Genomic DNA, 26,545 nt, shown 5'->3' with positions numbered 1-26,545 from the left:
TTGGTTAGTGGGCTAAAGCCGTTCCGGTATTTATTTGTATTGGATGATAAATATAGCCGTTTGCTAAGGTATTAAAAGTTTCAATCTGATTTGTTCCCCAATCCTGATCAGCTGATAATTCTTGTGCGAGGAGCGAGGCCACTTTAGGAGCCATATCTTTCGCTGCCTGCGCATCAATAAACAAAATGCGTAATCTCCTGCTTAAAATATCTTCTACAGTTTCGGCCATTTCGTTCCTTGCCGACCATACTACTTCGGCACAGGTGTAAGGAAAATCTTTGTGCAGTTTCTCAGCCAGATTAGGGTTTTCCTGTATCAATGCCTCTATTCTATCACGATCTGAACCAAAAATATCCAGATGATGATCTCCTTTTATATTGGTAGTACCATGGATTTTTAAATTCTCCGTTATACATGCTTTCGCTTCGAGGCCAGCATGTGAAATGGCGAGATCTACGGTTTCTTCGGCCATACGGCGGTAAGTAGTCCATTTTCCACCGGTAATGGTAATTAAGCCTTTTGCTGAAACCATTAATTTGTGGTCGCGGCTAATTTCTTTAGTGCTGTTGCCGCTGTTGTTCGTAGGTGCTGCAAGCGGTCTTAAACCAGAAAAAACGCTGAGGATATCTGTTTCCAGTGGCTTACGCTTAAAGTAACTGGTTGCGGTAGCCATAATAAAATCTACTTCTTCTTTTAAAGCTCTTGGTTCGAGGCTATGTTCATCTAAAGGAGTATCGGTTGTGCCCACAAGCAAATGTTCATGCCACGGAACGGCAAACAATACCCTTCCATCTGATGTTTTCGGGATCATCAATGCAGATTCGCTGTTTAAAAAGCTTTTATCCAGAACAATGTGAACCCCCTGACTCGGACGCACCAGTTTTTTTGCATTGGGGTTATTCATTTGTAAAATATCATCAACAAAAACACCTGTGGCATTAATTACAACTTTACCATGGTGTTTGGCTTTTTCTCCAGTGAGTACATCTTCGGTTTCAATACCGGTAACTACGTTGCCATCACTTTTTATTAAGGCAGTAACTTTGGTGTAGTTTAGTAAAACAGCTCCATTTTCTATAGCGGTTTGAGCAATATTGATGGCTAAACGGGCATCATCAAATTTTCCGTCGTAATATCTGATGCTTCCTTTTAAGCTCTTTTCTTTGATGCCTGGCATTATGCTCAAAGTCTCTTTTCTGCTGAAATATTTCGATTTTCCGAAACTGTATTTACCCGAAAGCCAATCGTACAATGTTAAACCGGCCAGGTATTTAATTACTGAAAACCAATTGTAGCAGGGGATGAGGAAGGCTTCTTTATCTACCAGATGTTTGGCATTTTGCTGCAAAAGGCCACGTTCTTTCAAAGCGTGCCTTACCAGGGCAATATCGCCCTGTGCTAAATAGCGTACGCCACCATGAACCAGTTTAGTACTTCGGCTGGATGTTCCTTTTGCAAAATCTGATTGTTCTACCAGTAAGGTCTTAAGTCCGCGGCTGGCAGCATCTAAGGCCGTGCCTAAACCGGTAGCCCCTCCACCAATAATAATCAGATCCCAATTGATGTTTTCGGCAAGTATATGTTGGTGTAATCTCTTCATTGGTCTCATCCGTTAATTACGAACCTCATGTTTAATTTGCTTTCGTTGTGTTTGTAAAAATAATAAAACGAAACAATACGCAATTATAAGGAATCATAATCGAAATAATATAATAAGCGTATTAAAAATTTATTAAATATTTCTACAAAATATGCTAAAACCTGTTTTTATTGCTATTTTGCAGCTTCCTAATTAAATATGTTATGATGAATTTGGCTGAGAGACATCAGTTTATTTTAAGTCGCCTGCAACGTGACCAATACATTAATGTGGTTGATTTGTGTAAGGAACTGAAAGTCTCGTCTGTAACAATAAGAAAGGACTTAAAACTACTGGAAGATAAAAGCCTGCTTTTCAGAACACATGGTGGGGCAACTGTAAATAATCCATACACGGTTGACCGGCCGGTTAATGAGAAAGAGAAACTGCAATCAACCGAAAAGAATAAAATAGGTATCGCCGCCGCCGGCATGTTAAACGATAACGATTCGATTGTAATCGCCTCGGGTACAACAGTACTTTATTTTGCTAAAAATATTGCGCCTGCTACAAATTTAACAGTGGTTACTTCGGCATTGAATGTAGCACTTGAGCTAATGCGCGAACCTAGTATAGAAGTGATACAGTTAGGCGGTTTGCTCAGAAAAAGCTCATCGTCGGTAATGGGAGCCTATGCTGAACAGGTTTTGCAGGACTTCTATTTTAATAAACTGTTTTTAGGGGTTGATGGGATAGACCTTGATTTTGGTTTAACCACTACAAACGCTATGGAAGCCCATTTAAACCGAAAAATGATTGGTGCTTCGCAAAGGACTATTGTATTGGCCGATTCGACCAAATTTGGTAAAAGAGGCTTTGGGAAAATATGCGGTTTAGAAGAAATTGATCACATTATAACTGATAAAGGAATTTCTGATCAAATTGTAAAACATTTGGAGAGTTTAGGTGTTACTGTTACGATCGTATAGCGAAAACCATGCTAACGGTTAAACCAAAACATTATAATTTGAACATGGGAAAAAAAAGAATACACATTTTAGAGGATGATCAGGAGATCAGAAACGTTATCGAAATTCTGTTAAGCGATGAAGGATTTGAATTACAGCTTTCATCATCATTTGCCGAGTTAAAAAAGAATATCCAGGATGCAATGCCCGATCTTTTCCTGCTTGATGTGATGCTGCCTGATGGTAACGGTGCTGAAATATGCGAAGATTTAAAAACAGATATTTTCACCAAACATATCCCGATTATTGTAATGTCGGCGCAAAACAACAGTGAACAGAAAGCCATTGATGCTTTTGCCGATGATTATATCAGTAAACCTTTTGATATTGATGATGTGCTGAAACGAATTAATGCACAACTACAAAAAAGTGCCGATAATAGCGTAAAAATATAACATCAACTGGCTACGGCTGCTTATAGCATTTAAAAGAAAAAGGTCAGGTTTGTAAACCTGACCTTTTTCTTTTTTAATTATGCTGGTTTTGCATCCGGCGTTTTGGTAAACATTACAAAACGCTTAGAATCGCCAATGCGCTGGGTTGCGGAGGCATTTGTGATAATGGCATAATCTTCGGTGTTTTTGTTAATGAAAACGCCTGCGCCAATGATATTGTGTGTACCAATAATAACATCTTCTTTCACGGCAGAATTTATCCCCAGGAATGAGTTATGGCCCACAGTTACATTGCCTGCCAGAATATTGCCCGAAAGCAATACATTGTTTTCGAGGGTGCAATGGTGGCCTATTCTCGATCCAATAAGCATACAGTTATTTCCAATCGCTACAAATGGTTGTATATCGCAGCATTGATCAATAAAAATATTGTGCCCCATTACTAAATCGGGCCATATATTGGCTTTAGATGAAATGTAATTGGCAAAATGATAACCAGCTTCGTTTACCTTATTATAAATGCTTTCTCTGGCGCTGTTTCTACCTATGGCAATATGCATTTTATTTGCATCCGGAGGGAAATCTTTTGTTACCTGAGCAAAGCTCAGAATAGGTAAGCCCAATAATGTACTTCCAGCCGGCGGTACATAAGCATCATCGACACAAAATGCCACAACATTATACGGGCTATCGTTCATAAACGAATAACCTATAAATTCGGCCATTTTCCCTGTTCCATAGATAATAACTTTCATAATTTAGTTTTTGGTGAATCACTAATTTATACATTAAATAGCCTTAATTGTTTGTTTAAACGCACACTGTACACTTATTGCATACCGCTGTTTACAGTTTTCACATTTGCGCAATCTGGTTGTTTTTGTACCCATATTTTGCAGGCTGGAGGCGCCTGCAGCCGATTGTTAATCGTTTTACAAGCTTTCAAAAGGGAACCAGCTAAATTAAACCAGGTTTATAACAATAAAAGTATTTTTCAGGGCCTGGATAAATAGCTGTATAGTAGGTTATACATCAATGCGAAAATGCCACAAAATCAGAATGGTAAGGGTTGAAATTGTACCCGCCACTGGTCTGAATTTTATAATATGGAAACAGTCAGCAGTAAATTTTAAGTGGCACCACTTAAAAAAGCAAAAATTCGGGGAGTTTATTGTAGTATTAAACAGCTTTTTTAAATGTTAAATCATTTTCTGACGTTTTTTAGTTTTTTGCCTTCAAATTTTTCTTTAAAATAGCCCGTTTTTAACGAAAACAAACGTTTGTTTTTTTACATCTTTTGCGCCAAAAAATTCACAAATCATGTATAATTTATGGGTGCAGTTACTGGAATACTGTGTACGCTGTTTATTAATTATACAATTTAAATACAACCCCGTTTAGCCTATAAAACATTGGGGCATTATTGCATAGCTTAGTTCTCAATAAATCGAACCACAAACTCAAACATTACTTAAGCTATGAAGAAAGTAATATTATTTATCGCCATATATACTTGCCTTGCTACAGGCTGCGCTCCAAGAAGAGACTTAGTATATTTTAGTAACCTGGCTAAACAAACAAGCGAGGAAAAATTACCAGCTCAGGAAGTAAAAATACAACAGAACGATTTGTTAAGTGTAAGCATTAATAGCTTAAACCAGGAATCGAATGTATTGTTTGCTGTAAATACAAAAGTACCGAGCGCTGAGAACAATTATAAAGTAGAGGGTTACAGGGTTAGCAAAGACGGGATGATTAACCTACCTGTAGTTGGAAATGTAAAATTAGAAGGGTTGACCATTGAACAGGCACAGACAACCATCTCCAGAGAACTGGATAAATATGTTAAAAAGCCGGTGGTTGATATACAGCTGGTTAACTTTAAGGTAACTGTAATTGGAGAAGTAAACCGCCCGTCGAATTTTACGGTACAAGGTGATAACATTAACCTTTTACAAGCTTTGGGCTTAGCAGGTGATATGACCGTGTACGGCAAGCGCGATAATGTGCTGGTAATTAGAGAGCAAAACGGACAACGCGTAATGAAAAGACTTAACCTGAACAATCAGGATGTAATGAATTCTCCCTTCTTTTTCCTTAAACAGAATGATATCGTATATGTAGAGCCCGATAAATCGAAAGCCAGCGAGTACAGTACAAATACCCGCGTGATGCCACTCGTAATCGCTTCTATATCGGCAGTGGCAGTATTAATAACAGCTGTTTTAAAACAATAACGTCTCTTAAAATAACAAGAACATGTCTAAACAAATCATAAATGGTGGCGCAAAAGATTTTGCAGAAACTATGATAAGTTTTGCCAGAAACTGGCCCTATTTTCTACTGAGTATTGCCATTTGTATGGGTGCTGTATATGGTTTCTTATACATTACACCACCAAAATACAAGGTAACCAGCACATTGCTAATCTCTGATGACAAAAACGGTGCAGCCATGTCGAACAGTACTGCATTCAGCGACCTTAATATGTTTCAAACTGTTAAAACGGTTGATAACGAAATCGAGATCCTGAGATCGAGAGACCTGATTTTTAAAGTGTTGAAAAAACTGAACCTGGAAACTGCTTATTTTAAAAAAGAAGGTTTTAGGGAAAAAGAACTTTATGGTAAAACATCTCCGCTGGTGGTTACAGCTATTAGCTTAAAAAATGGTGCTTATGCCCGTAAAATCAACATTTCATATCTTGATGATATTTCATACATCATTCAGGATAGCCTGAATACCAACATTGTAAAGTATGGAGATACCCTGCACAATAAAAATTATGTTGTTAAAGTAGAGAAAGGTCCGGCATTTCAAAGAGAATTTGGCAAAATCAAAATCCAGTTTAAAAACCTTTACAAAATGACAGAAGCCTACAGTTTGGTTTCGTTAAAAATAGTACCGGTTGTGAAAGATGCAAACACCATTACCATTAGCTTAAACGATGTGGTACCACAAAGGGGAATTGATATTTTAAATGATTTGATTGAGACTTACAACATCAATAACGTTAACAATAAAAATACCATTGCCCGTAATACCATCCGTTTTATCGATAACAGACTCAAATACCTGGTTAGCGATTTATCAGGCACTGAAGAAGATGTAGAAAACTACAAGCAACAAAACCGTGTTACCGATATTAATATGGATGCGCAGATGAATGCTGCCCGTACCGGAGAATATAACCAGTTACTGGAAAACTCATCAGTGCAACTAAGAATACTATCTTCAATTGAAAGTTATTTCAGAGGTAAACAAAGCCAGTATGATCTCGCACCAAGCGCCATGGGCCTTAAAGACCCAATTTTAAATTCACTGATCTCTAAATTTAACGATTTACAGTTAGAGCGTAACAGGATGTTACGCACTGCAAACGCTGAAAATCCATTGGTTTTAAACCTCAATGAGCAGTTGGCTACATTAAAAACCAATATACTAGAAAATTTAAGCAGCATTAAACAAGGATTTGTAATTGAACGCAATAATTTAAGGGCCAATTACTCGCAGTATGATAGTAAAATCAAATCTGTGCCTACTATAGAACGCGGTTTACTGGAAAGAAGCCGTGAGCAAAGTGTAAAATCGGGACTATATAAATATCTGTTACAAAAAAGGGAGGAAACGGCTTTATCGCTCTCAGCCACCGTCCCTACCTCGCAGGTAGTAGATAAGCCGGCTTATAATACAACACCAGAAAGTCCGAAACAGCCACTTTTATATTTGTGTAGCTTTATCCTTGGCTTCCTTGTACCAGCAGGTGCCATTTACATCAAAGGATTCTTCAATAACAAAGTACAGGATGCAAGTACAATTGAATTAACCGGAGCAAGAATGCTTGGTGAGCTTTCGCATAACCTCGATAAAAGCACCATTGTTTTTCAAAAAGACAACCGTTCTACCATATCCGAGTTGTTCAGGTATATCAGAATGAATTTAGGTTTGATGGCTGGCAATGGCGATAACAAAGTGATGCTGGTAACATCGAGTATGAAAGGAGAAGGTAAAACTTTCTTCAGCGTAAACCTGGCCACAACTTTAGGTATGTTAGATAAAAAAGTAGTGGTGCTCGAATTTGATTTAAGAAAACCTGACTTGTTGAATAAAGTAGGCTTAAAGCAAACCGTTGGTTTAACCGATTACCTGATTGATGATGCCGTATTTTTAGAAGACATTATCAAACCTACCAAGATATCGGAGCATATTTCGGTAATTGGTTGTGGCAAATCGCCCGAAAATCCAGCCGAAGTAATGATGAGCCCTAAAATGGATGCGCTCTTTGACGAGCTAAAAGATAGGTTTGATTATATCATCATCGATACATCGCCTGTTGGACAGGTTGCCGACGCCTTTAGCCTGGCCGAGTACGCAGATGTAAGCATTTACTTAGTAAGATACAACTATACCAATAAATACCAGCTGGCCATATTGAAAGATATTTGCGAGAATAACAAGCTTAAAAATCCGATGGTTGTTTTTAACGACGCCAAACGTGAGAAAAACCAGAAATACAGTTACGGGGGTTATGGTTATGCCATGGCAAACTAAAACAGCCTTATTTTACCCTGAATATCAAGAATACCTAGTACCCAATACCAAATAAACGTCCCCAAACGATTTAATTCTGTTTACCAGCTTATTGAACCACGTGCCCTAACTAAGCCCGGTTAAAAGTTCAGGCAGCTGTAAACTACTCACATTAGATTGCCCATTTGCCTTTTAAAGCATTACGGTTTTGAATAACAAAAAATAGTCATGTAAGTGATATAGCGAAGCTGTATCCGGCCTGCTAAAACAGTTCAACCTTAAAAAAAGCATTATTACTTACACCATGTAAGTGATATAGCGAAGCTGTACCAAAGGGGCTAAAAATTAAATCATAATCTCTATCAAATCATATGGAATCTAAAATTAACTACCGAGCCTCATTTGCAAAAAAATGGTTCGTAATCTACACCCGACCACGTTGGGAAAAAAAAGTGGATAAGCTCCTTCAGGAACAAGGATTTGAATCGTTCTGCCCAGTTAGAAATGTAGAAAACCAATGGGCCGACAGAAAGAAAATTGTTAGCCTGCCTCTTTTTACCGGATACGTTTTTGTGAAAATAGATGAAAGAGATGGATTTAAAGTTAGATACATACAAGGTGTACTCAACTTCATCAATTACATGGGCAAACCTGCAATCGTAAGAGATAGCGAAATAGAGCGCCTGAAACACATTATGGATGCCTATAATGATGTAGATGTAGTGAGTTTGAGCGGCGTATCAAAAGGCGATCGCGTAAGAATCAGCAACGGTCTTTTCCACAACCAGGAAGGAGAGGTGATCCAGATTCAGGGCAAACATGTACTCATGTCTTTTGATCATTTAGATTGTGCCGTAGTAACCCGAGTACCAATAAGCAACCTTACCTTAACTGTTAACCCACAACAACATTATGTATAATTCTGAAGATCAATTAAAAATGTCGGTAATCGGCTTAGGATACGTTGGTTTACCACTGGCAGTAGAATTTGCAAAAAAATACAAAGTATTCGGTTTCGATATTAATCAAAGCCGGATTGCAGAACTGAAAGCCGGCTACGACAATACGCTGGAAGTAAGCGAAGAAGCGCTAAATGAAGTGCTCACTTTCGAATGTACCACCTTACAAGGTTTGTATTGCACCAATGAGCTCGAAAAATTGCGTAGTTCTTCGGTTTATATCGTTACTGTACCCACACCGGTTGATAAAAATAACAGGCCCGATTTAAGCCCCTTGCTTAAAGCCAGCGCAGTAGTTGCAAAAGTTTTAAAGAAAGGCGATATCGTGGTGTACGAATCGACTGTTTACCCTGGTGTTACAGAAGATGAATGCGTACCGATTTTAGAAAAAGGATCGGGTTTGGTGTTTAACAAAGACTTTTTTGCAGGTTACTCACCAGAGCGCATTAACCCCGGCGATAAACAACATACAGTAGCCAATATTTTAAAAATTACCTCAGGTTCTACACCAGAGGCGGCCGAAAAAATTGATGCTTTATATCGTTCGGTAATTAATGCCGGTACTTACAAGGCTTCTTCTATTAAGGTAGCCGAAGCTGCGAAAGTAATCGAAAATGCCCAGCGCGATATCAATATTGCTTTTGTAAACGAGCTGGCCATGATATTTAACCAGATCGGTATCGATACGTCGGAAGTATTGGCAGCCGCAGGTACCAAATGGAACTTTTTAAACTTTAAGCCTGGCCTTGTAGGCGGACATTGTATCGGCGTAGATCCTTACTATTTAGCTCAAAAAGCGCAGGAAGCCGGCTATCATCCCGAAATTATTTTGGCTGGCCGACGGGTAAACGATGGCATGGGCAAATATGTAGCCGATCAGATTATTAAAAAAATGATCGCCAAAAACATCCACATTGTGGGGGCTGAGGTGCTTGTACTGGGCTTTACCTTTAAAGAAAACTGCCCGGATGTACGCAATACCAAGGTAATTGATATTGTTAGGCGTTTAGAAGAATACAAAGTAAATGTAACCATTCACGATCCCTGGGCAAATGCCGATCAGGCGAACCATAATTACGGAGTTATTTGCGAAAACGGTTCTTCAAAAACCAGGCGTTACGATGGGATAGTGCTGGCCGTAGCGCACCAGGAATTCGATAAATTGAATATTGCCGAATTGCGTAAACCAACCTGTGTAGTGTACGATATCAAATCAGTTTTACCACAATCAATGGAAACGGTTCGTTTGTAAAAGCCATGAGTTTAACATATAAAGCACGATCGGGCATTATATGGTCGATTGGGCAGCAGTTTAGTGTTAAATTCATAAACCTGTTCATTACCATTATTCTGGCCCGCTTATTAAGTCCGGCCGAATTTGGCTTAATCGCCATGCTCTCCATATTTATTGCCGTTGGCAACTCGTTAATGGATAGTGGCTTAACTTCGTCACTCATCCGTACACGAACAGCTGGCCAAAAAGATTACTCGACTATATTTTTTTTTAACCTGTTGGGGAGCCTTGTAGTTTATGGGGTGTTCTTCATTGCGGCTCCATTTATATCAGATTTTTACAGGCAGCCACAGCTCACCAATATTGTGAGGATTTATGGTTTAACCTTTTTAATTAATGCTTTCTTCAGCATCCAAAGTACGCTCTTAACCAAGGAAATGAAGTTTAAGCTCCAAACAATTATCCAGATTCCTTCCGTAATCCTGGGTGGCTGTTTGGGCATTTTCTTGGCTAAAAATGGTTATGGTACCTGGAGTTTAGTATGGATGAGCTTATTAAGCGCAACGGTATCAACCATTTTGCACTGGTTTTATTCAGATTGGAGGCCACGCTTGCTGTTCAGTAAAAAGAGTTTCAGGAAGCACTTTCATTTTGGTTATAAAATGACGCTTTCGGGGCTGCTCGATACCATCTATCAGAATTTATATACGGTAATTATTGGCCGTTTTTATGCCGCAACCCAACTAGGTTTTTATGCACGGGCAGATAGTTTGAGCCAGTTACCCATCGGCATTATTTCTACCGCAATTAATAAAGTTACCTATCCCATGTTTTCCAACATCAGCAACGATGATGTAAAGCTTAAAATGGTATACAAAAGGTTAATGCAGCAGGTTTTGTTCTGGAATGCGCCGATATTAATTTTTCTGGCATTGATTGCACAACCATTAATTTCGCTGCTTTTAACCGATAAATGGTTGCCATCTGTACCTTATTTCCAGATTTTATGCATTGCGGGGGTTTTGTATCCTTTACATGCCTACAACTTAAATATATTAAAGGTTAAGGGCCAAAGCGGACAGTTTTTAAAACTTGAAGTCGCAAAAAAAACACTGAGTGTTATTGGGATTATCTGTGTAATTCCATTCGGCATTATGGGGCTGTTATATTTTCAGTTGTTTTTTACAGTTTTTGCCTACTACATTAATTCTATTTACAGTGGCCGTTTAATCAATTATCCACTTAAAGAGCAACTTCACGATATAGCACCTATTTTAATGTTATCAAGTCTTTTAGGTTTAGCCTGTTACGGCTTAGATAACTGGTGTATGTCTCATTATCACATTAATAATTTTCTCCGGATTCTAGGCCTGAGCATTATTTACGCAGGCTTTTACCTGGGCATCAGTAATACCATCCGGTTGGCTGCCTTAACTGATTTTAAACAACTAATCCTTAAACAATGATACCTGTAACCAAACCCTTTTTGCCTAAGCAGGCAGATTTTAAAAGCTATGTAAGTAGCATTTGGGCCAGACAGTGGCTCACCAATAACGGACCATTGGTAAACGAACTGGAAATAAAGTTACAACAGTATTTGGCGCTCCCGCATTTACTTTACGTTACCAACGGTACAATAGCCCTGCAGCTGGCCATACAGGCCCTCGAAATTAAAGGCGAGGTAATTACCACACCTTTTTCTTTCGTAGCTACCACCAGTAGTATTGTTTGGCAGGGATGTACACCGGTATTTGTAGATATAGATGAGGAAACGCTTAACATCGATCCAAATAAAATTGAAGCCGCAATAACACCCAATACAACAGCGATTTTAGCTACACATGTATTTGGTAATCCCTGCGATATTGACGCCATAGACCGCATAGCAAAAAAACACAACTTAAAGGTTGTTTACGATGCAGCACATTGTTTTGGCACAAAATACAAAGGCAAATCGATTTTTGCCTATGGCGATGTAAGCACCACCAGTTTTCATGCTACCAAGCTCTTCCACACCATTGAAGGCGGTGCTGTATTTACACAAAACCCCGATATTTTAAAAAGGATGGCGCTGATGCGCAACTTTGGTTACAGCGGGGTAGATACTTTCTCCGAATTGGGGACCAATGCCAAAAACTCTGAATTTCATGCCGCAATGGGCTTATGCAACCTCAATTACATCGACCAGATATTGAGTAAACGCAAAGAGTTGTCTGTGCACTATACCATGCGTTTGAATAAAATTGATGCCCAGTTTCAGGTAGTACAACCAGATACAGATTTTAACTATGCATACTTTCCGGTAATTTTCAGGTCGGAAGAAATTATGCTCGATTGCATGAAACAGCTGGAACTGGTTCAGGTGTATTGCAGGAGGTACTTTTATCCATCACTATCGGCCTTACCATATATCGATAAGGTAAACATGCCTATCTGTGATTCAATTGCCCGTCGCATCATGTGCCTGCCACTATACCACACTTTAACCAGCGCCGACCAGGATCTGGTAGTTAGAATTATTTTAAGAACTCAAAATTACCGCAAAAAACAAGTTGTTAAACTGGCAGACTACGGTCACCTTGTAAATGGAAGCCAGGCGATTGCGGTAAATGGACGTTAATGTCATCATTTATTATGGAACCGAACCACAACGAAATCATGGTGAGCATTTTTTGCATCACCTATAACCACAGTAAATTTATAGCCAAAGCACTTGATGGTTTCCTGATGCAGCAATGCAATTTCAAAACTGAAATTATAATAGGCGACGATTGCTCTACAGATGGCACTGCTGAAATCATTGATGATTACGTGGCCAGGTATCCGGGCAGAATTAATCGCTTAAAAGCACCTAAAAACATCGGAGCCACACAAAACGTGATCCGTGTAGCGCTCGAAACCAAAGGAAAATACGTAGCCACCTGTGATGGCGACGATTATTGGACCGACCCGTACAAACTACAGAAACAGGTTGATTTTTTAGAAAACAATCCTGAATACGTAATGTGCTGTCACTACACCCGCGAAATAAATTTTGATGATACTGAGGTGTTTTACATGAACTTTAACCCGGTTCCTTTAAAGTATAGCTTTAGCGATTTGATCATTAATAAACAAGTAGAAACCTGTACGGCCACTATTGTTTACCGTAACATCGAACCGATTAAAGACCTGTATAGGAACGAATGGTTTTTAAAATGCCATGCATGCGATAAGTTTTTAAAACTTTACTGTACCTGGGTAACCGGTAAAAAACTTTATGTACTTCCAGAAGTAATGAGCTGTTACAGACGCCATCCAGGAGGTATATGGAGTCCGGTGTCTTATGTTCCGTTAAAGAAAATGCAATTAAGCGATTTTAATATTCTCATTAAAATTTTTACCTACACAGGTTTGCAGAAAATTAAGCTTTTGCATTTCTACTTAAAAAAATACTTCCTCTTCGAAGTGAAACATAAAACATTTGGAAACGCTTTCCAGACCATTAAAACGATAGTAAATTAATTCGAAATGGCTACTAAATTATGCTTCGTAATAAACAGCTTAGAAGGGGGTGGAGCTGAAAGGGTAATTAGCAATCTGGCCAATCACTTTAGCAGCAAAGATTGCAGTGTTACAATCATTTGCCTCAATAAAGCTCAGGTTAAATACCACATCAATGAACAAGTTAAAATTGTGAGCCTGCTCGAAAGAGAAGACAGCCACAATAGCTTAAACAGAATTCGGTATGGCTTCTTAACTTTTTACAGACTACTTGTTTTATTAAAAAAGGAAAAGCCAAACTGTACCATCTGTTTTATGACATCGGCTAACATCTGGGCAGGTTTATGCTGCATGATTTTAGGTTTACCATATCTGGTTTCTGAAAGAACAACACCAGATGCCACTTTAAATCAGTACAATAAATTATTACAATGGTTTATATTTCATATTTATAGAAAATCAAAAGCGATTGTACTGCCGGCCTTTGGCATGTTTAATGGATTTAAGCGGATTAAGCAATTTGAAAAGCTGCATAATTTTAAAACGATATACAATCCAATCCATCAATTTGTAAAACCAAACCCTGGATCGGTTAACAATAAACCTTTTATCTTATCAGTAGGGAGGTTAAGCCACGAAAAAGGTTTTGATTTGTTGATTGATGCCTATAGTCGTTTACAATCATTGGATGTCGATCTCCTCATATCAGGCGAAGGACCTGAACGCTCAGCTTTAGAAGTCCAGATAGCAAATTTAAACCTCATCGGTAAAGTAAAGTTGATTGGTTTTAAATCTAATCCGCAGGATTACTACGCACAAGCTAGCGTTTTTGTACTCTCATCCCGAAATGAAGGTTACCCCAATGCGTTGGTAGAGGCTATGGGCATGGGTTGTGCCTGTGTAGCAGTGAATTGTGAATTTGGTCCCTCAGAAATTATTAACGATGGCGTAAATGGTTTTCTGGTAGAACAACTTGATGTATCAGCACTTTCAATGGCAATAGATAAACTATTAAATAACAGGGATCTAAAAAAACAATTTTCTGATAAAGCGAGGCTCATTAACGAAACCAATTCTATTGAAAGAATCTCGGCCAATTGGGAAGAATTAATACTGTCATGACCAAAAAAATAATGTTTCTCTTTTTGTTGTTTGGCTATGTTTATGCAACAACATTCAACATCTTTATGACAGGGATTTTCAGGATCCCTGCACCTGTGGTTTTTCTGGCTCCGCTTATTTATTTCTACCGGACAGAAATCACCCGCTTCTCATACGGTAAAGAACTGCTGGTATTTTTTATAGCCGCGATGTTTTTTTATCTGATTGGGCAGGCTGATATTACAAGCTTTTTTGCCCTGTTGATAGTAGCTGGTTCCTTTGCTTTACTGTTTAACTACGTTATAGGTACCAATATACAGCGCATGAATATTGCCGTTGGCTTTTTCTTCGGTGTTTTATTGCTCTCAGGGCTGATCATGTTTATAGATCACGAATACAATATGGCGCCAATCAGATCACTTTTGGTACAGGAAGATGTACTACAGGCGCCAGCAGGTATATCGACCACCATTTTTACCTTTGGCTACCAGATGGCTGCATTAACACCTTTTATGGTGGTAAACGCGGTACTCTTTAAAAGAAGCTGGCTGCTTAACCTGCTGTTATTCGGCTTGTCTATGTGCCTCATTTTCTTTGGTATGCAACGATCGGTTATGGTTGCCTTTGCAGTAGTGGTAGGTTTGTTTTTCTTAAGCTATTACAAATTCAAGTCGGTTTTACTATTCGGTTTGCTGGCAGGCATGTTCTTTATTGCGCAAAGCTCGCTCGAACAGTTTTCGGGCGATAAAAAACAACAGAACATATTAAACAAGAGTGCCGAAAACGCGAGGGGGAAAGAAGAACGGGGCGATTTGATGGGCGAAAATATACAGATCATTGCCGACTATCCTTTTGGTTTGCTTTTTTACGGTAAAACCTGGAACGATGTAGTACAGCATAACTTTGTGTATAAAAAAGGCCCTGTTGTAATTACCTCACACAATGCCTATTTGATGTTTATCACTTACCTGGGCCCATTGCTCGGCTTTATTTTACTCATTTTATTGTACCATAAAGTCGGGAAGGTAATTTTTTATGCTTTTCTGCATGTCAAGGATAAGAAAAACGCACTGCTCGTTTGTTTATGCTGCTCCTTTGTAGCCATATCCATTAACTCATTTTTCCATAACGAGTGGCTTCTGGCTACGAGCGGGCCCACCTTGTTTCTATACTTTGCCATTTTACAGCTCTCCAAAATCAAAATGGAAGACCCCATTTTGGTTCAATACAATTAACGGTTTAGGCATCCTGCATCCCGGCGGACCTTTTTAGCACACAATTAAATTTATGATTATGAATATTCCATTTTCTCCACCGTTTATCGATCAATCAGTGGTTGATCAGGTATTAGACACCCTTAACAACAAATGGATTACCACAGGGCCAAAGGTTAAAGCCCTTGAGCAGGAAGTAAAGGTAATTACAGGTACAGATGAGGTGATTTGTGTAAATTCCTGGACATCGGGAGCCATTTTGATGTTAAAATGGTTTGGCGTTAAAGCAGGCGACGAAGTGATTGTGCCGGCTTACACTTACAGCGCTACTGCACTGGCAGTTTTACATTGCGGCGCAACACCGGTTATGGTCGATGTACTGGAAGATTTTAATATCGATCCGGAAAAAGTAAGGGCAGCAATAACTTCCAGAACCAAAGCCATTATTGCGGTTGATATTGCAGGCTGGCCTTGCGATTACGCAGCACTGAAAGCAGTAATTAGCGATCCCCGCATTCAGAAAAAATTCAGGTGCGCTTCTGATAAACAATCACTGTTAAACAGGATATTGTTGATTTCTGATGCGGCACATTCAATTGGCAGCACTTACCTAAACAAACCAGCAGCTCAAAACTGCGATGTAACCATATTCTCGTTCCATGCAGTAAAAAATATTACTACGGCCGAAGGTGGTGCCATTTGCCTTAACCTTCCAACTCAGTTCGATCATGAAGCAGAATATGCTTATTTAAAAATGTATACACTTAACGGGCAAAACAAAGATGCATTATCGAAATCAAGAGGTGCCGGCTGGCGTTACGATATCCTTTTTCAGGGACTCAAAATAAACATGCCTGATATCTGTGCAGCCATTGGCCTAGCGCAGCTCAGAAAATATGATAATGATTTGTTACCGCAACGTAAAGCCATTGCCAAAAAATATTTTGAAGGCTTTCAGGATCAGGATTGGTTTATCAGCCCACCGCTGGTAAGCACACAAAGAGAATCTTGCTACCATCTTTTTCCCTTAAGGGTTAAAGGTTTAAGCGAAGAACAAAGAGATCAGATTATCGACGATCTGGCGGCGCTTGGAATAGCTACAAACGTTCATTTTATACCCATGCCCATGCTTACACTCTTTAAAAATATGGGTTATAAAATTGAAGACTATCCAATGGCTTACCAAAATTATGCCTGCGAAATTTCACTCCCCATTTATCCCCAGTTAACACAGTCTGAAATTGATTTTATTATCCCTTCGGTAATTAGTTGCGTTCAGATTCAGTTAAACAGAAATATCAAAGTAATCGAAACTAACGTGGTTGAACTTAAACAAATGGCCGTAGCATCATGAAAACAGATAAAAAAAGAGTATTCGATGTTGTATTTGCAACCTTGTGCCTAATTCTATTTAGCCCGCTTTTAATATTGATCGCTATCGTGATCAAACTCGATTCGAAAGGGCCTGTTATTTTTAAACAAATCAGGGTGGGGCGAAACATGAAAGATTTTCACCTGATCAAATTTAGAACCATGAAGGTGGTACAGAGCAACAACAGCTTGCTCACCATCGGTAACCACGATAACCGTATAACCAAAATCGGCTATTGGCTAAGAAAATACAAGCTTGATGAATTACCTCAGCTGTTAAATGTTTTAAAAGGGCAGATGAGCTTTGTTGGACCACGACCTGAAGTAAGAAAATATGTAAATATGTACAGTGAAGAACAACGGTACGTATTATCTATCAAACCAGGTATTACCGATTGGGCCTCAGTTGAGTTTTGTAATGAAAACGAGCTTTTACAACATGCCGAAGATCCTGAGAATTATTATATCGAACGGATCATCCCAGCTAAAATAAAGCAGAATATGCGCTACATCAGGCAGCATGATATTTTCACCGATTTTAAGATTATCTGGTTAACGTTAAACAGAATTGTAATTAACTAAAAAGATATGTCGGCGCTCCAACAAACCATTAATGAAGAAGTTAAAGTCAGGAAAAAAGTTTTTTTTGTACTGAGCTCCTTAACTTCCGGAGGATCTGAAAGGGTTTTCTGGAACCTTGCCCAGGGCTTTAACAAAGATAAATTCGAGATCACCATTGTTATACTTGATTCTACAGTAAACTGCTTTTCGATGGATCTGGATGGTGTGAGGTTTATTGATCTTAAAACCAAAAAAGCCTCACGATCTTTCTTTGCCTTATATGCAGTATTAAAACGCGAAGAACCCTATGCCGTTTTCTCTACCACCGATCACATCAACATCCTGGTTTCGCTGGTAGGCAGGTTCTTAAATATTCCGATGCTGATTGCGCGGGCTTCAAACATCCCGCACGAACAACGTTTATTTGAAGGTTTTAAATCTAAATTTTACGAACTTTTTGCCAGTGCAAGCTACAAAGGCTATAAACAAATTGTTTGCCAGTCTGACGAGATGAAACAATCGCTGATCGACACCTACAATGTCGATCAGAATTTAATCAAAGTAATTGCCAACCCGGTACTGCAATCCAACAAACTTAAAGGAGCCAAAACACCGGTAAAAATTTACAAATTATTGGTTGTAGCCCGTTTCGCTTTAGAAAAAGGTTTAGACCGGCTGGTGGAGATTATGGCTGGTTTGCCCGATAATTACCACCTCGATTTTGTAGGCACAGGCGTACTTAGAGATAAAATTGCCCAACAGATTAGCGATATGCAGCTTGACCACAGGCTTAAAATACTCGGCGAAATTAAAAATATCCACGAAGTAATGGTTCAGCACGATTTAATGGTGCTTAGCTCACATACCGAGGGTTTTCCGAATGTGGTACTAGAAGCGCTTACTGTAGGCTTACCTGTGGTTACCTTCAAAGTAAGTGGCATACCTGGTTTAATTATCGATGGTTTTAACGGTTATGTAATTGCACAAGGTGACTTAGAAGACTTCCGTCAGAAAATTATCCGGGCCTGTACAACCGATAACTGGAACCCCGAAGCCATCAGGCAAAATGTATATCAAAAATGTGCGCTCGATAAAATTAGCGCCGAGTACGAAGAATTAATCAGTTAACAACTCAAAAAATTAAAGTTATGTGTGGAATATATGGTGCTACTATACCTTACTCAGACGGTGTTATCCGTGAGAAAATGGCAAGGATTAACTTTCGCGGACCAGATTATACTGGTATTCAACGTTATAACCAGGTTGTTTTTGCGCATAACCGCTTAGCCATTATCGATCTGGATGCACGGTCTAATCAACCTTTTTCCTATCTGCACCTGCATATCGTTTTTAACGGAGAAATATACAATTACAAAGATATCAGAAAAGAGCTGGAGGCTAAGCATTATCAGTTTAGAACCAGTTCCGATACCGAAGTGATCTGCGCAGCCTACCTCGAATACGGGGCCGAATGCCTTAAACGCTTTAACGGAATGTATGCCTTTGTAATTTACGATACACTTAAAAACGAACTTTTTGGTGCCCGCGATCGTTTTGGTAAAAAACCTTTTTACTACGCACACGAACATGGTACTTTCGAATTTGCCAGTCAGCCTTCGCAAATCAGTATCGATCGAGATTTAAGTGTTGATGAGGATGCCATTAGCCAGTACCTGATTTGGGGCTATGTACCCGAACCACAATCCATCTGGCAAAATGTAAAACAGTTACCGGCTGCTCATTACTTTACTTACGATATCAAAAGTGATAAACTTAAAATTACCGAATACTGGACATTAGATTATGGCTGGAAAAACAAATTTACCGGCAGTTACGAAGAGGCCAAAGAAGCTTTAGAGCTGATTATTGCCGATGCCGTTAAAATCAGAATGAATGCTGATGTGCCGCTCGGGGTATTTCTTTCGGGTGGTATAGATTCTTCGCTGGTTGCCGCTTTGGCCACCAAAGAAATCGATCATGTAAAAACCTTTTCTATTAAATTTAACGAAAAGGGATTTGACGAGAGTGCCTATGCCAACCAGGTAGCCAAACATTTAGGTACCGATCATCATACCATAGAGTGCAATTACGACGATGGTATTCAGCTGATTGAAAACTTTAACCGCTACTACGACGAACCTTTTGCCGATTCGAGCGCTATACCTACCATGCTGTTAAGCAAAAGTACCCGCGCGCATGTTACCGTTGCTTTAAGTGGCGATGCCGGCGATGAAGCTTTTTTAGGATATCACCGTTATAAATGGATTAAACAGGTAAGTAGTTTATTTTATGCCCCGCATGCAGTTAGAAAAGCATTTGCAGGCTTAATTAACCAGTCGCCAAGTTACAGGCACAAACTTATTGCTATGGGTATTTCTATGGAAGACGTAGAAAAGCTTTACGTAAAAATGTTCGGCAATATGGAAAACTCCTGGGTAAAACAACCCGATCTGGCCAAGTACAATCCGCTGATGCATATTTTAACCAATCCATCTAAACCTTTATTAGAACGGGTTTCTGATTTCGATATTAAAACTTACCTCAACGGCGATATCAATACCAAGGTAGATCGCGCATCGATGGCCTTTTCATTAGAATCGCGCTCACCTTTAATGGATTACCGTGTGATAGAGTTTTCGCGCACATTGCCAACGCAATTTAAGTACAGTAGCGGCAACCAAAAACGGATCTTAAAAGATCTTTTGTTTCAGCATGTACCTGCGCACATTTTCGACAGGCCTAAAGCAGGTTTTACCATGCCATTCCAAAACTGGTTCAGAAATGAACTTAAAGATTATGTAATGGATAACCTATCGGCCGATAACTTAAAAAACATACCTGGTATTCATATTAAAAGAACGCAGGAAATTATTAACGAGCATATGACAGGGAAGTGGAACCGTTATCCTCAAATCTGGAAATTGCTGGTACTATCGCAATGGCTCATTAAGAATAAAACAAACGCTAAAAAAATCTCACTAGTCGCATAACAACATGGTAACGGCAACAGTTAATCTCTTTAATAAAATTTTCGGGTCCGATAAATGGAACATTGGTTTTGTGCATCAAACGCCCGAAAATCTGATCGAGACCCGGAAATTAAGCTCAACCATTAACTGGTTACCCGAAGATGATATCGATTATGCAGCCGATCCTTTTGTAGTGAATGTAGACAATACACCCCGCATTTATTACGAAGAACTTGATTTTTGGAAAGGTAAAGGAGAGATTATGATGATTGACGGGCTTGATTTCAAAAACAAGAAGAAAATCAGTGGTATACAACCGGATGCCATCCACTTATCTTACCCGTACCTGATTGAAGAAGCAGGCGCATTGTATTGCATCCCTGAAACATCCGAAGCCAAAGAGGTAGCACTTTACCAGGTTGATCAAGATAGCCCAGAGAAATTGATTAAAATAAAAACGCTTGTAAGCGGAAAAGCATTTGTAGATAGTTCTGTTATCTATTACAACAATAAATACTGGCTGTTTACCAGCGTTTCTGGAGATCACGATAACCTTTACATTTACCATTCAAATGCTTTAGATGGACAATACACCGGGCATTATCAAAATCCAATCCCTGTTGAACAGGCTTTTTGCAGAGCAGCAGGGCACTTGTTTGTAGTAGGGCAGTCATTGTACCGGCCAACACAGAACCCCGTTAACCGTTATGGTGGTTCCATCATGATTAACCAAATAGAAATACTGAGCGAAAAAGAATTTAAAAGCAGCAGCCAGTTCGAAATATTACCCGATAAAGCATACAATAAAGGACTTCACAACATCAGTTTTGCCGATAACATCATTGTAATAGATGGCAAACGAAAGGTGTTAAGCCCTATTATGCCGATCAAAAAGTTTGTCAGGAATTATAAAAACAGGTAAACAACAGCGAAATGAAATCATTAAAACAAAAAATCACTTTCATTTCGCTAACAGATGCCCCCAACGGTGCAGAAAATGTGCTGCACATGATGGCCAATGCGGTTGAAGGCGAAATGATCTTCCTTAAAAAACAACCATTTTCTGGTTTAAAAGTATCCGAAAACATTGGCAAAACATACCTGTCTAAGCAAAGTTTGTTTACCGGCTTCGCAAAGCTGGTCCCCTTGCTCAGGCAATATACCAGAGACGATGTTTTGATGAGTACACATCCGTACTTAAATGCCTTTTTAGGTTTTTTAAAACGGATTGGTTATTTACGGCCGAAACTGATTGTAAGGGAATGTACTTCGGTATTTACCCGCTTTACCGGAGTAAAAAAATCCATTTACAAAATCATCTACAAAATGGGGTATCCGGCTGTAGATCTGGTAGTTTGCCAAACCGCTTTAATGAAAGAACAATTACTGATTCACAATCCCTTTCTTGCTAAAGTTAAAGTACTTGTTCAGCCTAATCCGATCGATTTTAATAAAATAGTAGCCAAATCAAACCAGCCATTAATTAATGGCGATGCCAAACTCGATTTTATCTGCTCAGCAGGCAGGTTAATTCCGGAAAAAGGTTTTCCGGTTTTGATTGAGGCCTTTAAACTAATTAAAGCAGCACACCCGCAACTCAAATTGCTTTTGCTGGGCGAGGGCAAAGAAAGAGCATTGCTAACCCAAATAATTGCCGAAAATAATTTAACAGCTTCCGTTTTCCTGAAAGGCCAGATCGATAATCCGGCGCCCTATTTTAAACAGGCCAAACTTTGTGTGGTATCTTCCATTAAAGAAGGTTTCCCAAATGTGTTATTAGAAATGATGTCGGTAAACAACGCAGTAGTATCAACACTTTGTGCCGGCGGAATAAGTGAAATACCAGCCATAGCGAAAGTTGAGGTAAACAACGCAAAGGCACTGGCCAGTGCCATGCACGAAACGCTGCAGAAACAAGCCGCCGGAACCTCGAACATTGCCACACAATACCTGTACGGCCGGCGACCAGAAGTATTTGCCCAATCTATTTTAAGCGCTTTAAGCCTGCGAAATTAGCTCAAAACCAATCTTTTAAACCATAACACTGCAAGAGCAGCCTGTACTGCTATGCTTAAAAATAAAATCCACGCCTTGCAAAAGGCTTTTCTTAACCGTTTCTCAAACAGAAAATTATGAAAATTTTAATTACCGGTACAGCCGGATTTATTGGTTTCCACCTGGCAAAACGCTTATTGGAAAGAGGCGATACTGTTGTAGGTATCGACAACATTAACGATTATTATGATGTAAACCTAAAACATGCCCGCCTGGCCGAAACCGGTATTACACATACCAAATTGGTTGATGGTGTTCCACAGCAAAGTGAGAAATATGAAAACTACACTTTCATTAAACTCGATCTTTGCGATAAAGCAGGCCTTGAAAATTGTTTCGAAACTTACCAGTTCGATGCTGTTTGTAATTTAGCTGCGCAGGCCGGTGTACGTTATAGTTTAACCAATCCCGATGCTTACATTGAAGCCAATATTAAAGGTTTTCTTAATATTTTAGAATGTAGTCGTCACTTTAAAGTTGGCCATTTACTATATGCCAGTTCATCAAGTGTTTACGGACTTAATAAGAAAATGCCTTTTTCGGCGCACGATAACGTAGATCATCCGGTATCTTTGTACGCTGCTTCTAAAAAAAGTAACGAATTAATGGCTCATGCCTACAGTCATCTATTTAACCTGCCTACTACTGCGTTGCGCTTCTTTACCGTTTACGGACCATGGGGCAGACCTGATATGGCTTTGTTCTTATTCACTAAAGCCATTTTAGAAGGAAAACCAATTGAAGTATTCAATAACGGTAAAATGAGACGTGATTTCACCTATGTAGATGATATTGTAGAAGGCATAGTGAGGATTTTCGATCAACCTGCTAAATCAAATCCAGACTGGAATAGTGAGAGTCCTGATCCTGCTACCTCTTCAGCACCATTTGCGGTATTTAATATTGGCAGGGGTGAACCAGTTAACTTATTGGATTTTGTAGAAGAAATAGAAAAGGAAACAGGATTAGTAGCTAAAAAAGTATTTATGCCTATGCAGGATGGTGATGTGGCAGAAACATCGGCAAACGTAGATGATTTAAAGCACTTATTAAACTATGAACCAAGTGTTTCTGTACACGAAGGTGTGAAGAATTTTGTGAAATGGTTTACAGAATTTTACCACCCTGATTTACATATTGCACAGAAAACACTTCGTATCGCCGTTTAGATTGTCATCCAATTGTAAACTAGATGTATTATTAATTTACATGTATTGAATAATTAAATCTAAATTTTGCATTCTGTAAACAATTGGTTTACAGTATAGCTAATCTATAACTAAAACTCTATTAATTAATTATCAGCACTTTAACTGCATTTTTTCGAATATACTCATTTATCGCATATAGCGTTAAGTTGTAAATTTAAAAAAAATCAAAAATGCAGAGAAAGACAAATTTGTTTAAAAAAGTGAGTTTAATTGGTTTAATGTTAACGACGATTATTTTTTTTAGTAATTGTAAAAAAAATGCACAGGCAGACGATGTACTAGCAAATAGTACAGAGATGTTTTCGGGCGATTCGTCGGCAGTATTAGCCGCAACAGTTGGAAGTACAGGAAAATTAAGCCTTTCTGGTTTAAAATCAGAAGGTGGTTACGCGTACAAAATTTCGCAAACCATTTCTGGTGGCGACAATTCGACCGCGAAAGAGCAATCAGTTTTAAGGTTATTTGAAAACGGTGTAGAAATAGGACCGGCACATTCCTTACATGATGATATTAGAAATTTAGGTAAAGGTAGGTTTAGCCATTGGGGAAGTACAGTTATCTTCTCGGCTTCTGATAATACAGATCCAAGAACCAATGGCCGTACCTATACTTATGCTGTAGGCGGAACAAGCACAATTGCTCCTCCGGCTGATAATACAACTACCGCGCCAACTACACCAACGCAATCAGTTGCTGGTTTAATGGGTTACGCTATGGTAAACGGTACTACTACCGGTGGCCAGGGTGGTGCAGAAGTTACGGTAACCACTGTAGCGCAATTAAAAGCTGCTGTTGCTGATAATACTCCACGTATCATCTACATCAGCGGTACAATTAAAGGCGCAGGTATGGATCCTGTTTATGTAAAATCAAACAAATCGATTATTGGTAAATCAGGTGCAGTGTTAGAAGGTCTTAACTTATATATCTATACCGTAAGCAACATTATTGTGCAGAACATCACCTTTAAAAACTATGTTGAACAGGCAGCTGTACAAATTAAAGATTCGGCTCACCACGTTTGGGTAGACCACTGTGATTTTTCTACAGACCGTACACACGGATGGGAATACTGGGGTAAAGATATTTGCATTACCCGCGAATCTGATTACGTAACCGTTTCATGGAGCAAATTCCACGATACAAACCTATCAGTATTAATTAGTGGTGGTATTGCTGGTCACGAAGCAGATAAAGGTAAATTACACGTAACCATGCACCACAACATGTGGTACAACATTACTGAGAGAGAGCCATCAATGAACTGGGGTAGTGTACACATGTTTAACAACTATCACTTAAACAATTCAGGTTATTCAATCGGTACAAGAGCTGGTGGTATTGTAAGAACAGATAACGAGTATTTCTCTAACTGTGTTAAACCTTTAACTACAAAAGTAGCAACCGATCCTGAAGGATACTTTAGCGGTATTACAACCAACATTTACGATAAATGTGGCGCAAACAATATAACGACGGCAGTTTCTAGTTGGGTTCCAGAGTATGATTACAAATCATACCTTAACGATGCGGCATCAGTGCCAGCACTTGTTATGGCTAACGCTGGTCCAACTAAGTAAACCAAAATCTTCATATTTTTTCTGCGAAGCCACCTGGATAGGTGGCTTTGCAGTTTAAATAAAAAAAAACTTTGACATGATGAACATTACTAAGAAAAAGATCTTTATTGTCTGCGATTCTTCCAGATCATTGCTCGATTTTAGAGGAAGGCTGATTGAAAAGATGCAGCAACACAACCAGGTGTATGTATTTACACCCAAAATAGAACAGGAAACGGTACGTAAGCGGCTCGACGAAATGAAGGTAATTACCTACGAGAGCAACCTTAACGGTAGTAATGTATCCATCCTGTCAGATCTGCGGTTTATATATTCACTGTATAAACTAATGAAAGAAATAAAACCGGATATATTTTTCCCATATACCTTTAAGCCGGTTATTTATGGCTCTTTTGTAGCCAAACTTTGCAAGGTTAAACTTATTGCCCCAATGCTTACTGGCCTGGGCTATAACTTTACCGATAACAACTCCAATAATAAACTTATCGTTAAAATTACCCGCTTGTTGCTTAAGTTAAGTTTAAGGCCTGATCCCAGTTTAAATATCATCTTTCAGAACAAAGACGATTCTGAGCGCCTGGTTCAGTTAAATATTCTCAACAAGAAACACCAGGTGTATGTAGTAAACGGATCGGGAGTTGATTTAAGCCACTACAATTATTCAAAACCAAGTACTTCACCGGTTACCTTTTTAATGGTTTCGCGCTTAATTAACGCTAAAGGCATTAAAGAATATTACGATGCAGCCAGGATAATCCACGAAAAATTTCCGAAAGCTGTTTTTAAACTTATCGGATCTTATGATCCCAATATCGATTCTATTAATGAAGACCTGTACCATCAGATAGCCAATGGCAATACGATCCAGTACATGGGGCAGGTTGACGATGTTAGGCCTGATATAGAAAAATCGTCGGTAATGGTATTGCCATCCTATTATGGCGAGGGTGTTCCACGCTGTGTACTTGAGGGAATGGCCATGGGAAGGCCGGTAATTACCAGCGATTCTGTTGGTTGCCGTGAAACAGTAAACCAGGATCCTGAACAAGCCAATGGCTTTCTCATTCCGGTAAGGGATGCCAGTGCCCTGGCCAGTAAAATGGAATACTTTATCAATAACATTAGTGAAATTATTCGCTTCGGAAGCAAGGGGCACGAATTTGCCAAATCCAGGTTCGATGTAAACCTTGTTAATACCGAACTCTTCAAAATTATGCAGCTTCAGGCTTAACCTACCTGAAGTAACACAGTAAACTAACCAAATTATTCAACTAA

At 39.1% G+C, this 26,545-nt stretch carries 22 protein-coding genes; 20 read left to right on the top strand and 2 right to left on the bottom strand.

The genetic code is table 11. The features are described from left to right. Positions 1-4 precede the first annotated feature (4 nt). Complete coding sequence (locus DBR40_RS13575; protein WP_410522637.1) at positions 5-1,609, bottom strand: glycerol-3-phosphate dehydrogenase/oxidase; 1,605 nt, start codon at positions 1,607-1,609, stop codon at positions 5-7. Positions 1,610-1,803: 194 nt separating this feature from the next. Between DBR40_RS13575 and DBR40_RS13570 the strand changes: the two genes are divergently transcribed. Together DBR40_RS13570 and DBR40_RS13565 are read left to right on the top strand one after the other, a co-directional pair. Continuing rightward, complete coding sequence (locus DBR40_RS13570; RefSeq protein ID WP_124560294.1) at positions 1,804-2,568, top strand: DeoR/GlpR family DNA-binding transcription regulator; 765 nt, start codon at positions 1,804-1,806, stop codon at positions 2,566-2,568. A 44-nt stretch (positions 2,569-2,612) separates the two neighbouring features. Then, the gene (locus DBR40_RS13565) at positions 2,613-3,002 is read left to right on the top strand and encodes a response regulator transcription factor (protein WP_124560293.1); all 390 of its coding nucleotides are present in this window, start codon (positions 2,613-2,615) and stop codon (positions 3,000-3,002) included. A gap of 77 nt (positions 3,003-3,079) precedes the next feature. Here DBR40_RS13565 and DBR40_RS13560 read toward each other — a convergent pair whose 3' ends face one another. Beyond that, positions 3,080-3,757, bottom strand: coding sequence for an acetyltransferase (locus DBR40_RS13560; protein WP_124560292.1), 678 nt, complete (start codon positions 3,755-3,757; stop codon positions 3,080-3,082). Positions 3,758-4,480: 723 nt separating this feature from the next. Here DBR40_RS13560 and DBR40_RS13555 point away from each other — a divergent pair. From DBR40_RS13555 to DBR40_RS13470, 18 genes are all read left to right on the top strand, one after another. Beyond that, positions 4,481-5,239, top strand: coding sequence for a polysaccharide biosynthesis/export family protein (locus tag DBR40_RS13555; protein WP_124560291.1), 759 nt, complete (start codon positions 4,481-4,483; stop codon positions 5,237-5,239). 22 nt (positions 5,240-5,261) lie between these two features. Next, entirely contained in the window at positions 5,262-7,553 is a 2,292-nt protein-coding gene (locus DBR40_RS13550; protein WP_124560290.1) for a GumC family protein, read from the top strand. A 350-nt stretch (positions 7,554-7,903) separates the two neighbouring features. Next, positions 7,904-8,452 (top strand): UpxY family transcription antiterminator, encoded by a 549-nt coding sequence (locus DBR40_RS13545; protein WP_124560289.1) that lies wholly within the window; start codon positions 7,904-7,906, stop codon positions 8,450-8,452. Further along, a complete protein-coding gene (locus tag DBR40_RS13540) occupies positions 8,445-9,743 on the top strand; it encodes a nucleotide sugar dehydrogenase (protein WP_124560288.1) in 1,299 nt (432 codons plus the stop codon). Before DBR40_RS13545 ends, DBR40_RS13540 begins: the two co-directional genes overlap by 8 nt. Positions 9,744-9,748: 5 nt before the next feature. Continuing rightward, complete coding sequence (locus DBR40_RS13535; RefSeq protein WP_124560287.1) at positions 9,749-11,191, top strand: lipopolysaccharide biosynthesis protein; 1,443 nt, start codon at positions 9,749-9,751, stop codon at positions 11,189-11,191. Further along, on the top strand, positions 11,188-12,345 hold the full coding sequence (locus DBR40_RS13530; protein ID WP_124560286.1) for a DegT/DnrJ/EryC1/StrS family aminotransferase: 1,158 nt from the start codon (positions 11,188-11,190) through the stop codon (positions 12,343-12,345). Before DBR40_RS13535 ends, DBR40_RS13530 begins: the two co-directional genes overlap by 4 nt. Continuing rightward, positions 12,345-13,229 carry a glycosyltransferase family 2 protein gene (locus DBR40_RS13525; RefSeq protein WP_124560285.1) on the top strand — a complete coding sequence of 295 codons (885 nt, stop codon included), beginning with the start codon at positions 12,345-12,347 and terminating at the stop codon, positions 13,227-13,229. Before DBR40_RS13530 ends, DBR40_RS13525 begins: the two co-directional genes overlap by 1 nt. 6 nt (positions 13,230-13,235) lie before the next feature. Continuing rightward, complete coding sequence (locus DBR40_RS13520) at positions 13,236-14,330, top strand: glycosyltransferase family 4 protein (RefSeq protein ID WP_124560284.1); 1,095 nt, start codon at positions 13,236-13,238, stop codon at positions 14,328-14,330. Then, a complete protein-coding gene (locus DBR40_RS13515; RefSeq protein WP_124560283.1) occupies positions 14,327-15,544 on the top strand; it encodes an O-antigen ligase family protein in 1,218 nt (405 codons plus the stop codon). The genes DBR40_RS13520 and DBR40_RS13515 overlap by 4 nt, the downstream gene beginning before the upstream one ends. Before the next feature lie 58 nt (positions 15,545-15,602). Continuing rightward, on the top strand, positions 15,603-16,877 hold the full coding sequence (locus DBR40_RS13510; protein WP_124560282.1) for a DegT/DnrJ/EryC1/StrS family aminotransferase: 1,275 nt from the start codon (positions 15,603-15,605) through the stop codon (positions 16,875-16,877). Further along, complete coding sequence (locus tag DBR40_RS13505) at positions 16,874-17,476, top strand: sugar transferase (protein ID WP_124560281.1); 603 nt, start codon at positions 16,874-16,876, stop codon at positions 17,474-17,476. Before DBR40_RS13510 ends, DBR40_RS13505 begins: the two co-directional genes overlap by 4 nt. A 6-nt stretch (positions 17,477-17,482) precedes the next feature. Next, entirely contained in the window at positions 17,483-18,583 is a 1,101-nt protein-coding gene (locus tag DBR40_RS13500; protein WP_124560280.1) for a glycosyltransferase, read from the top strand. 20 nt (positions 18,584-18,603) lie between these two features. After that, positions 18,604-20,445: an asparagine synthase (glutamine-hydrolyzing) gene (gene asnB, locus DBR40_RS13495; protein WP_124560279.1), complete on the top strand. Its 1,842-nt coding sequence runs from the start codon at positions 18,604-18,606 to the stop codon at positions 20,443-20,445. 4 nt (positions 20,446-20,449) lie between these two features. After that, entirely contained in the window at positions 20,450-21,346 is an 897-nt protein-coding gene (locus DBR40_RS13490) for a hypothetical protein (RefSeq protein ID WP_124560278.1), read from the top strand. 11 nt (positions 21,347-21,357) lie between these two features. Beyond that, positions 21,358-22,440 carry a glycosyltransferase gene (locus DBR40_RS13485; RefSeq protein WP_124560277.1) on the top strand — a complete coding sequence of 361 codons (1,083 nt, stop codon included), beginning with the start codon at positions 21,358-21,360 and terminating at the stop codon, positions 22,438-22,440. Between the two features lie 116 nt (positions 22,441-22,556). Then, positions 22,557-23,648 (top strand): NAD-dependent epimerase, encoded by a 1,092-nt coding sequence (locus DBR40_RS13480; protein WP_124560276.1) that lies wholly within the window; start codon positions 22,557-22,559, stop codon positions 23,646-23,648. A 212-nt stretch (positions 23,649-23,860) separates the two neighbouring features. Further along, a complete protein-coding gene (locus tag DBR40_RS13475; protein WP_233603887.1) occupies positions 23,861-25,270 on the top strand; it encodes a polysaccharide lyase family 1 protein in 1,410 nt (469 codons plus the stop codon). Between the two features lie 76 nt (positions 25,271-25,346). Further along, on the top strand, positions 25,347-26,501 hold the full coding sequence (locus DBR40_RS13470) for a glycosyltransferase family 4 protein (protein ID WP_233603886.1): 1,155 nt from the start codon (positions 25,347-25,349) through the stop codon (positions 26,499-26,501). Positions 26,502-26,545 lie beyond the last annotated feature (44 nt).

Origin of the sequence: Pedobacter sp. KBW01 (genome assembly GCF_003852395.1) — a bacterium.
Lineage (GTDB): Bacteria > Bacteroidota > Bacteroidia > Sphingobacteriales > Sphingobacteriaceae > Pedobacter.
This window is presented reverse-complemented; position numbering and strand designations above follow the sequence as displayed.

Coding starts and splice junctions, on each gene's coding strand:
- DBR40_RS13515 (WP_124560283.1), top strand. CDS start 14,327: ATGACCAAAAAAATAATGTTTCTCTTTTTGTTGTTTGGCTATGTTTAT.
- asnB (WP_124560279.1), top strand. CDS start 18,604: ATGTGTGGAATATATGGTGCTACTATACCTTACTCAGACGGTGTTATC.
- DBR40_RS13555 (WP_124560291.1), top strand. CDS start 4,481: ATGAAGAAAGTAATATTATTTATCGCCATATATACTTGCCTTGCTACA.
- DBR40_RS13535 (WP_124560287.1), top strand. CDS start 9,749: ATGAGTTTAACATATAAAGCACGATCGGGCATTATATGGTCGATTGGG.
- DBR40_RS13520 (WP_124560284.1), top strand. CDS start 13,236: ATGGCTACTAAATTATGCTTCGTAATAAACAGCTTAGAAGGGGGTGGA.
- DBR40_RS13480 (WP_124560276.1), top strand. CDS start 22,557: ATGAAAATTTTAATTACCGGTACAGCCGGATTTATTGGTTTCCACCTG.
- DBR40_RS13570 (WP_124560294.1), top strand. CDS start 1,804: ATGATGAATTTGGCTGAGAGACATCAGTTTATTTTAAGTCGCCTGCAA.
- DBR40_RS13505 (WP_124560281.1), top strand. CDS start 16,874: ATGAAAACAGATAAAAAAAGAGTATTCGATGTTGTATTTGCAACCTTG.
- DBR40_RS13565 (WP_124560293.1), top strand. CDS start 2,613: ATGGGAAAAAAAAGAATACACATTTTAGAGGATGATCAGGAGATCAGA.
- DBR40_RS13500 (WP_124560280.1), top strand. CDS start 17,483: ATGTCGGCGCTCCAACAAACCATTAATGAAGAAGTTAAAGTCAGGAAA.
- DBR40_RS13485 (WP_124560277.1), top strand. CDS start 21,358: ATGAAATCATTAAAACAAAAAATCACTTTCATTTCGCTAACAGATGCC.
- DBR40_RS13525 (WP_124560285.1), top strand. CDS start 12,345: ATGTCATCATTTATTATGGAACCGAACCACAACGAAATCATGGTGAGC.
- DBR40_RS13540 (WP_124560288.1), top strand. CDS start 8,445: ATGTATAATTCTGAAGATCAATTAAAAATGTCGGTAATCGGCTTAGGA.
- DBR40_RS13475 (WP_233603887.1), top strand. CDS start 23,861: ATGCAGAGAAAGACAAATTTGTTTAAAAAAGTGAGTTTAATTGGTTTA.
- DBR40_RS13490 (WP_124560278.1), top strand. CDS start 20,450: ATGGTAACGGCAACAGTTAATCTCTTTAATAAAATTTTCGGGTCCGAT.
- DBR40_RS13470 (WP_233603886.1), top strand. CDS start 25,347: ATGATGAACATTACTAAGAAAAAGATCTTTATTGTCTGCGATTCTTCC.
- DBR40_RS13550 (WP_124560290.1), top strand. CDS start 5,262: ATGTCTAAACAAATCATAAATGGTGGCGCAAAAGATTTTGCAGAAACT.
- DBR40_RS13560 (WP_124560292.1), bottom strand. CDS start 3,757: ATGAAAGTTATTATCTATGGAACAGGGAAAATGGCCGAATTTATAGGT.
- DBR40_RS13545 (WP_124560289.1), top strand. CDS start 7,904: ATGGAATCTAAAATTAACTACCGAGCCTCATTTGCAAAAAAATGGTTC.
- DBR40_RS13575 (WP_410522637.1), bottom strand. CDS start 1,609: ATGAGACCAATGAAGAGATTACACCAACATATACTTGCCGAAAACATC.
- DBR40_RS13530 (WP_124560286.1), top strand. CDS start 11,188: ATGATACCTGTAACCAAACCCTTTTTGCCTAAGCAGGCAGATTTTAAA.
- DBR40_RS13510 (WP_124560282.1), top strand. CDS start 15,603: ATGAATATTCCATTTTCTCCACCGTTTATCGATCAATCAGTGGTTGAT.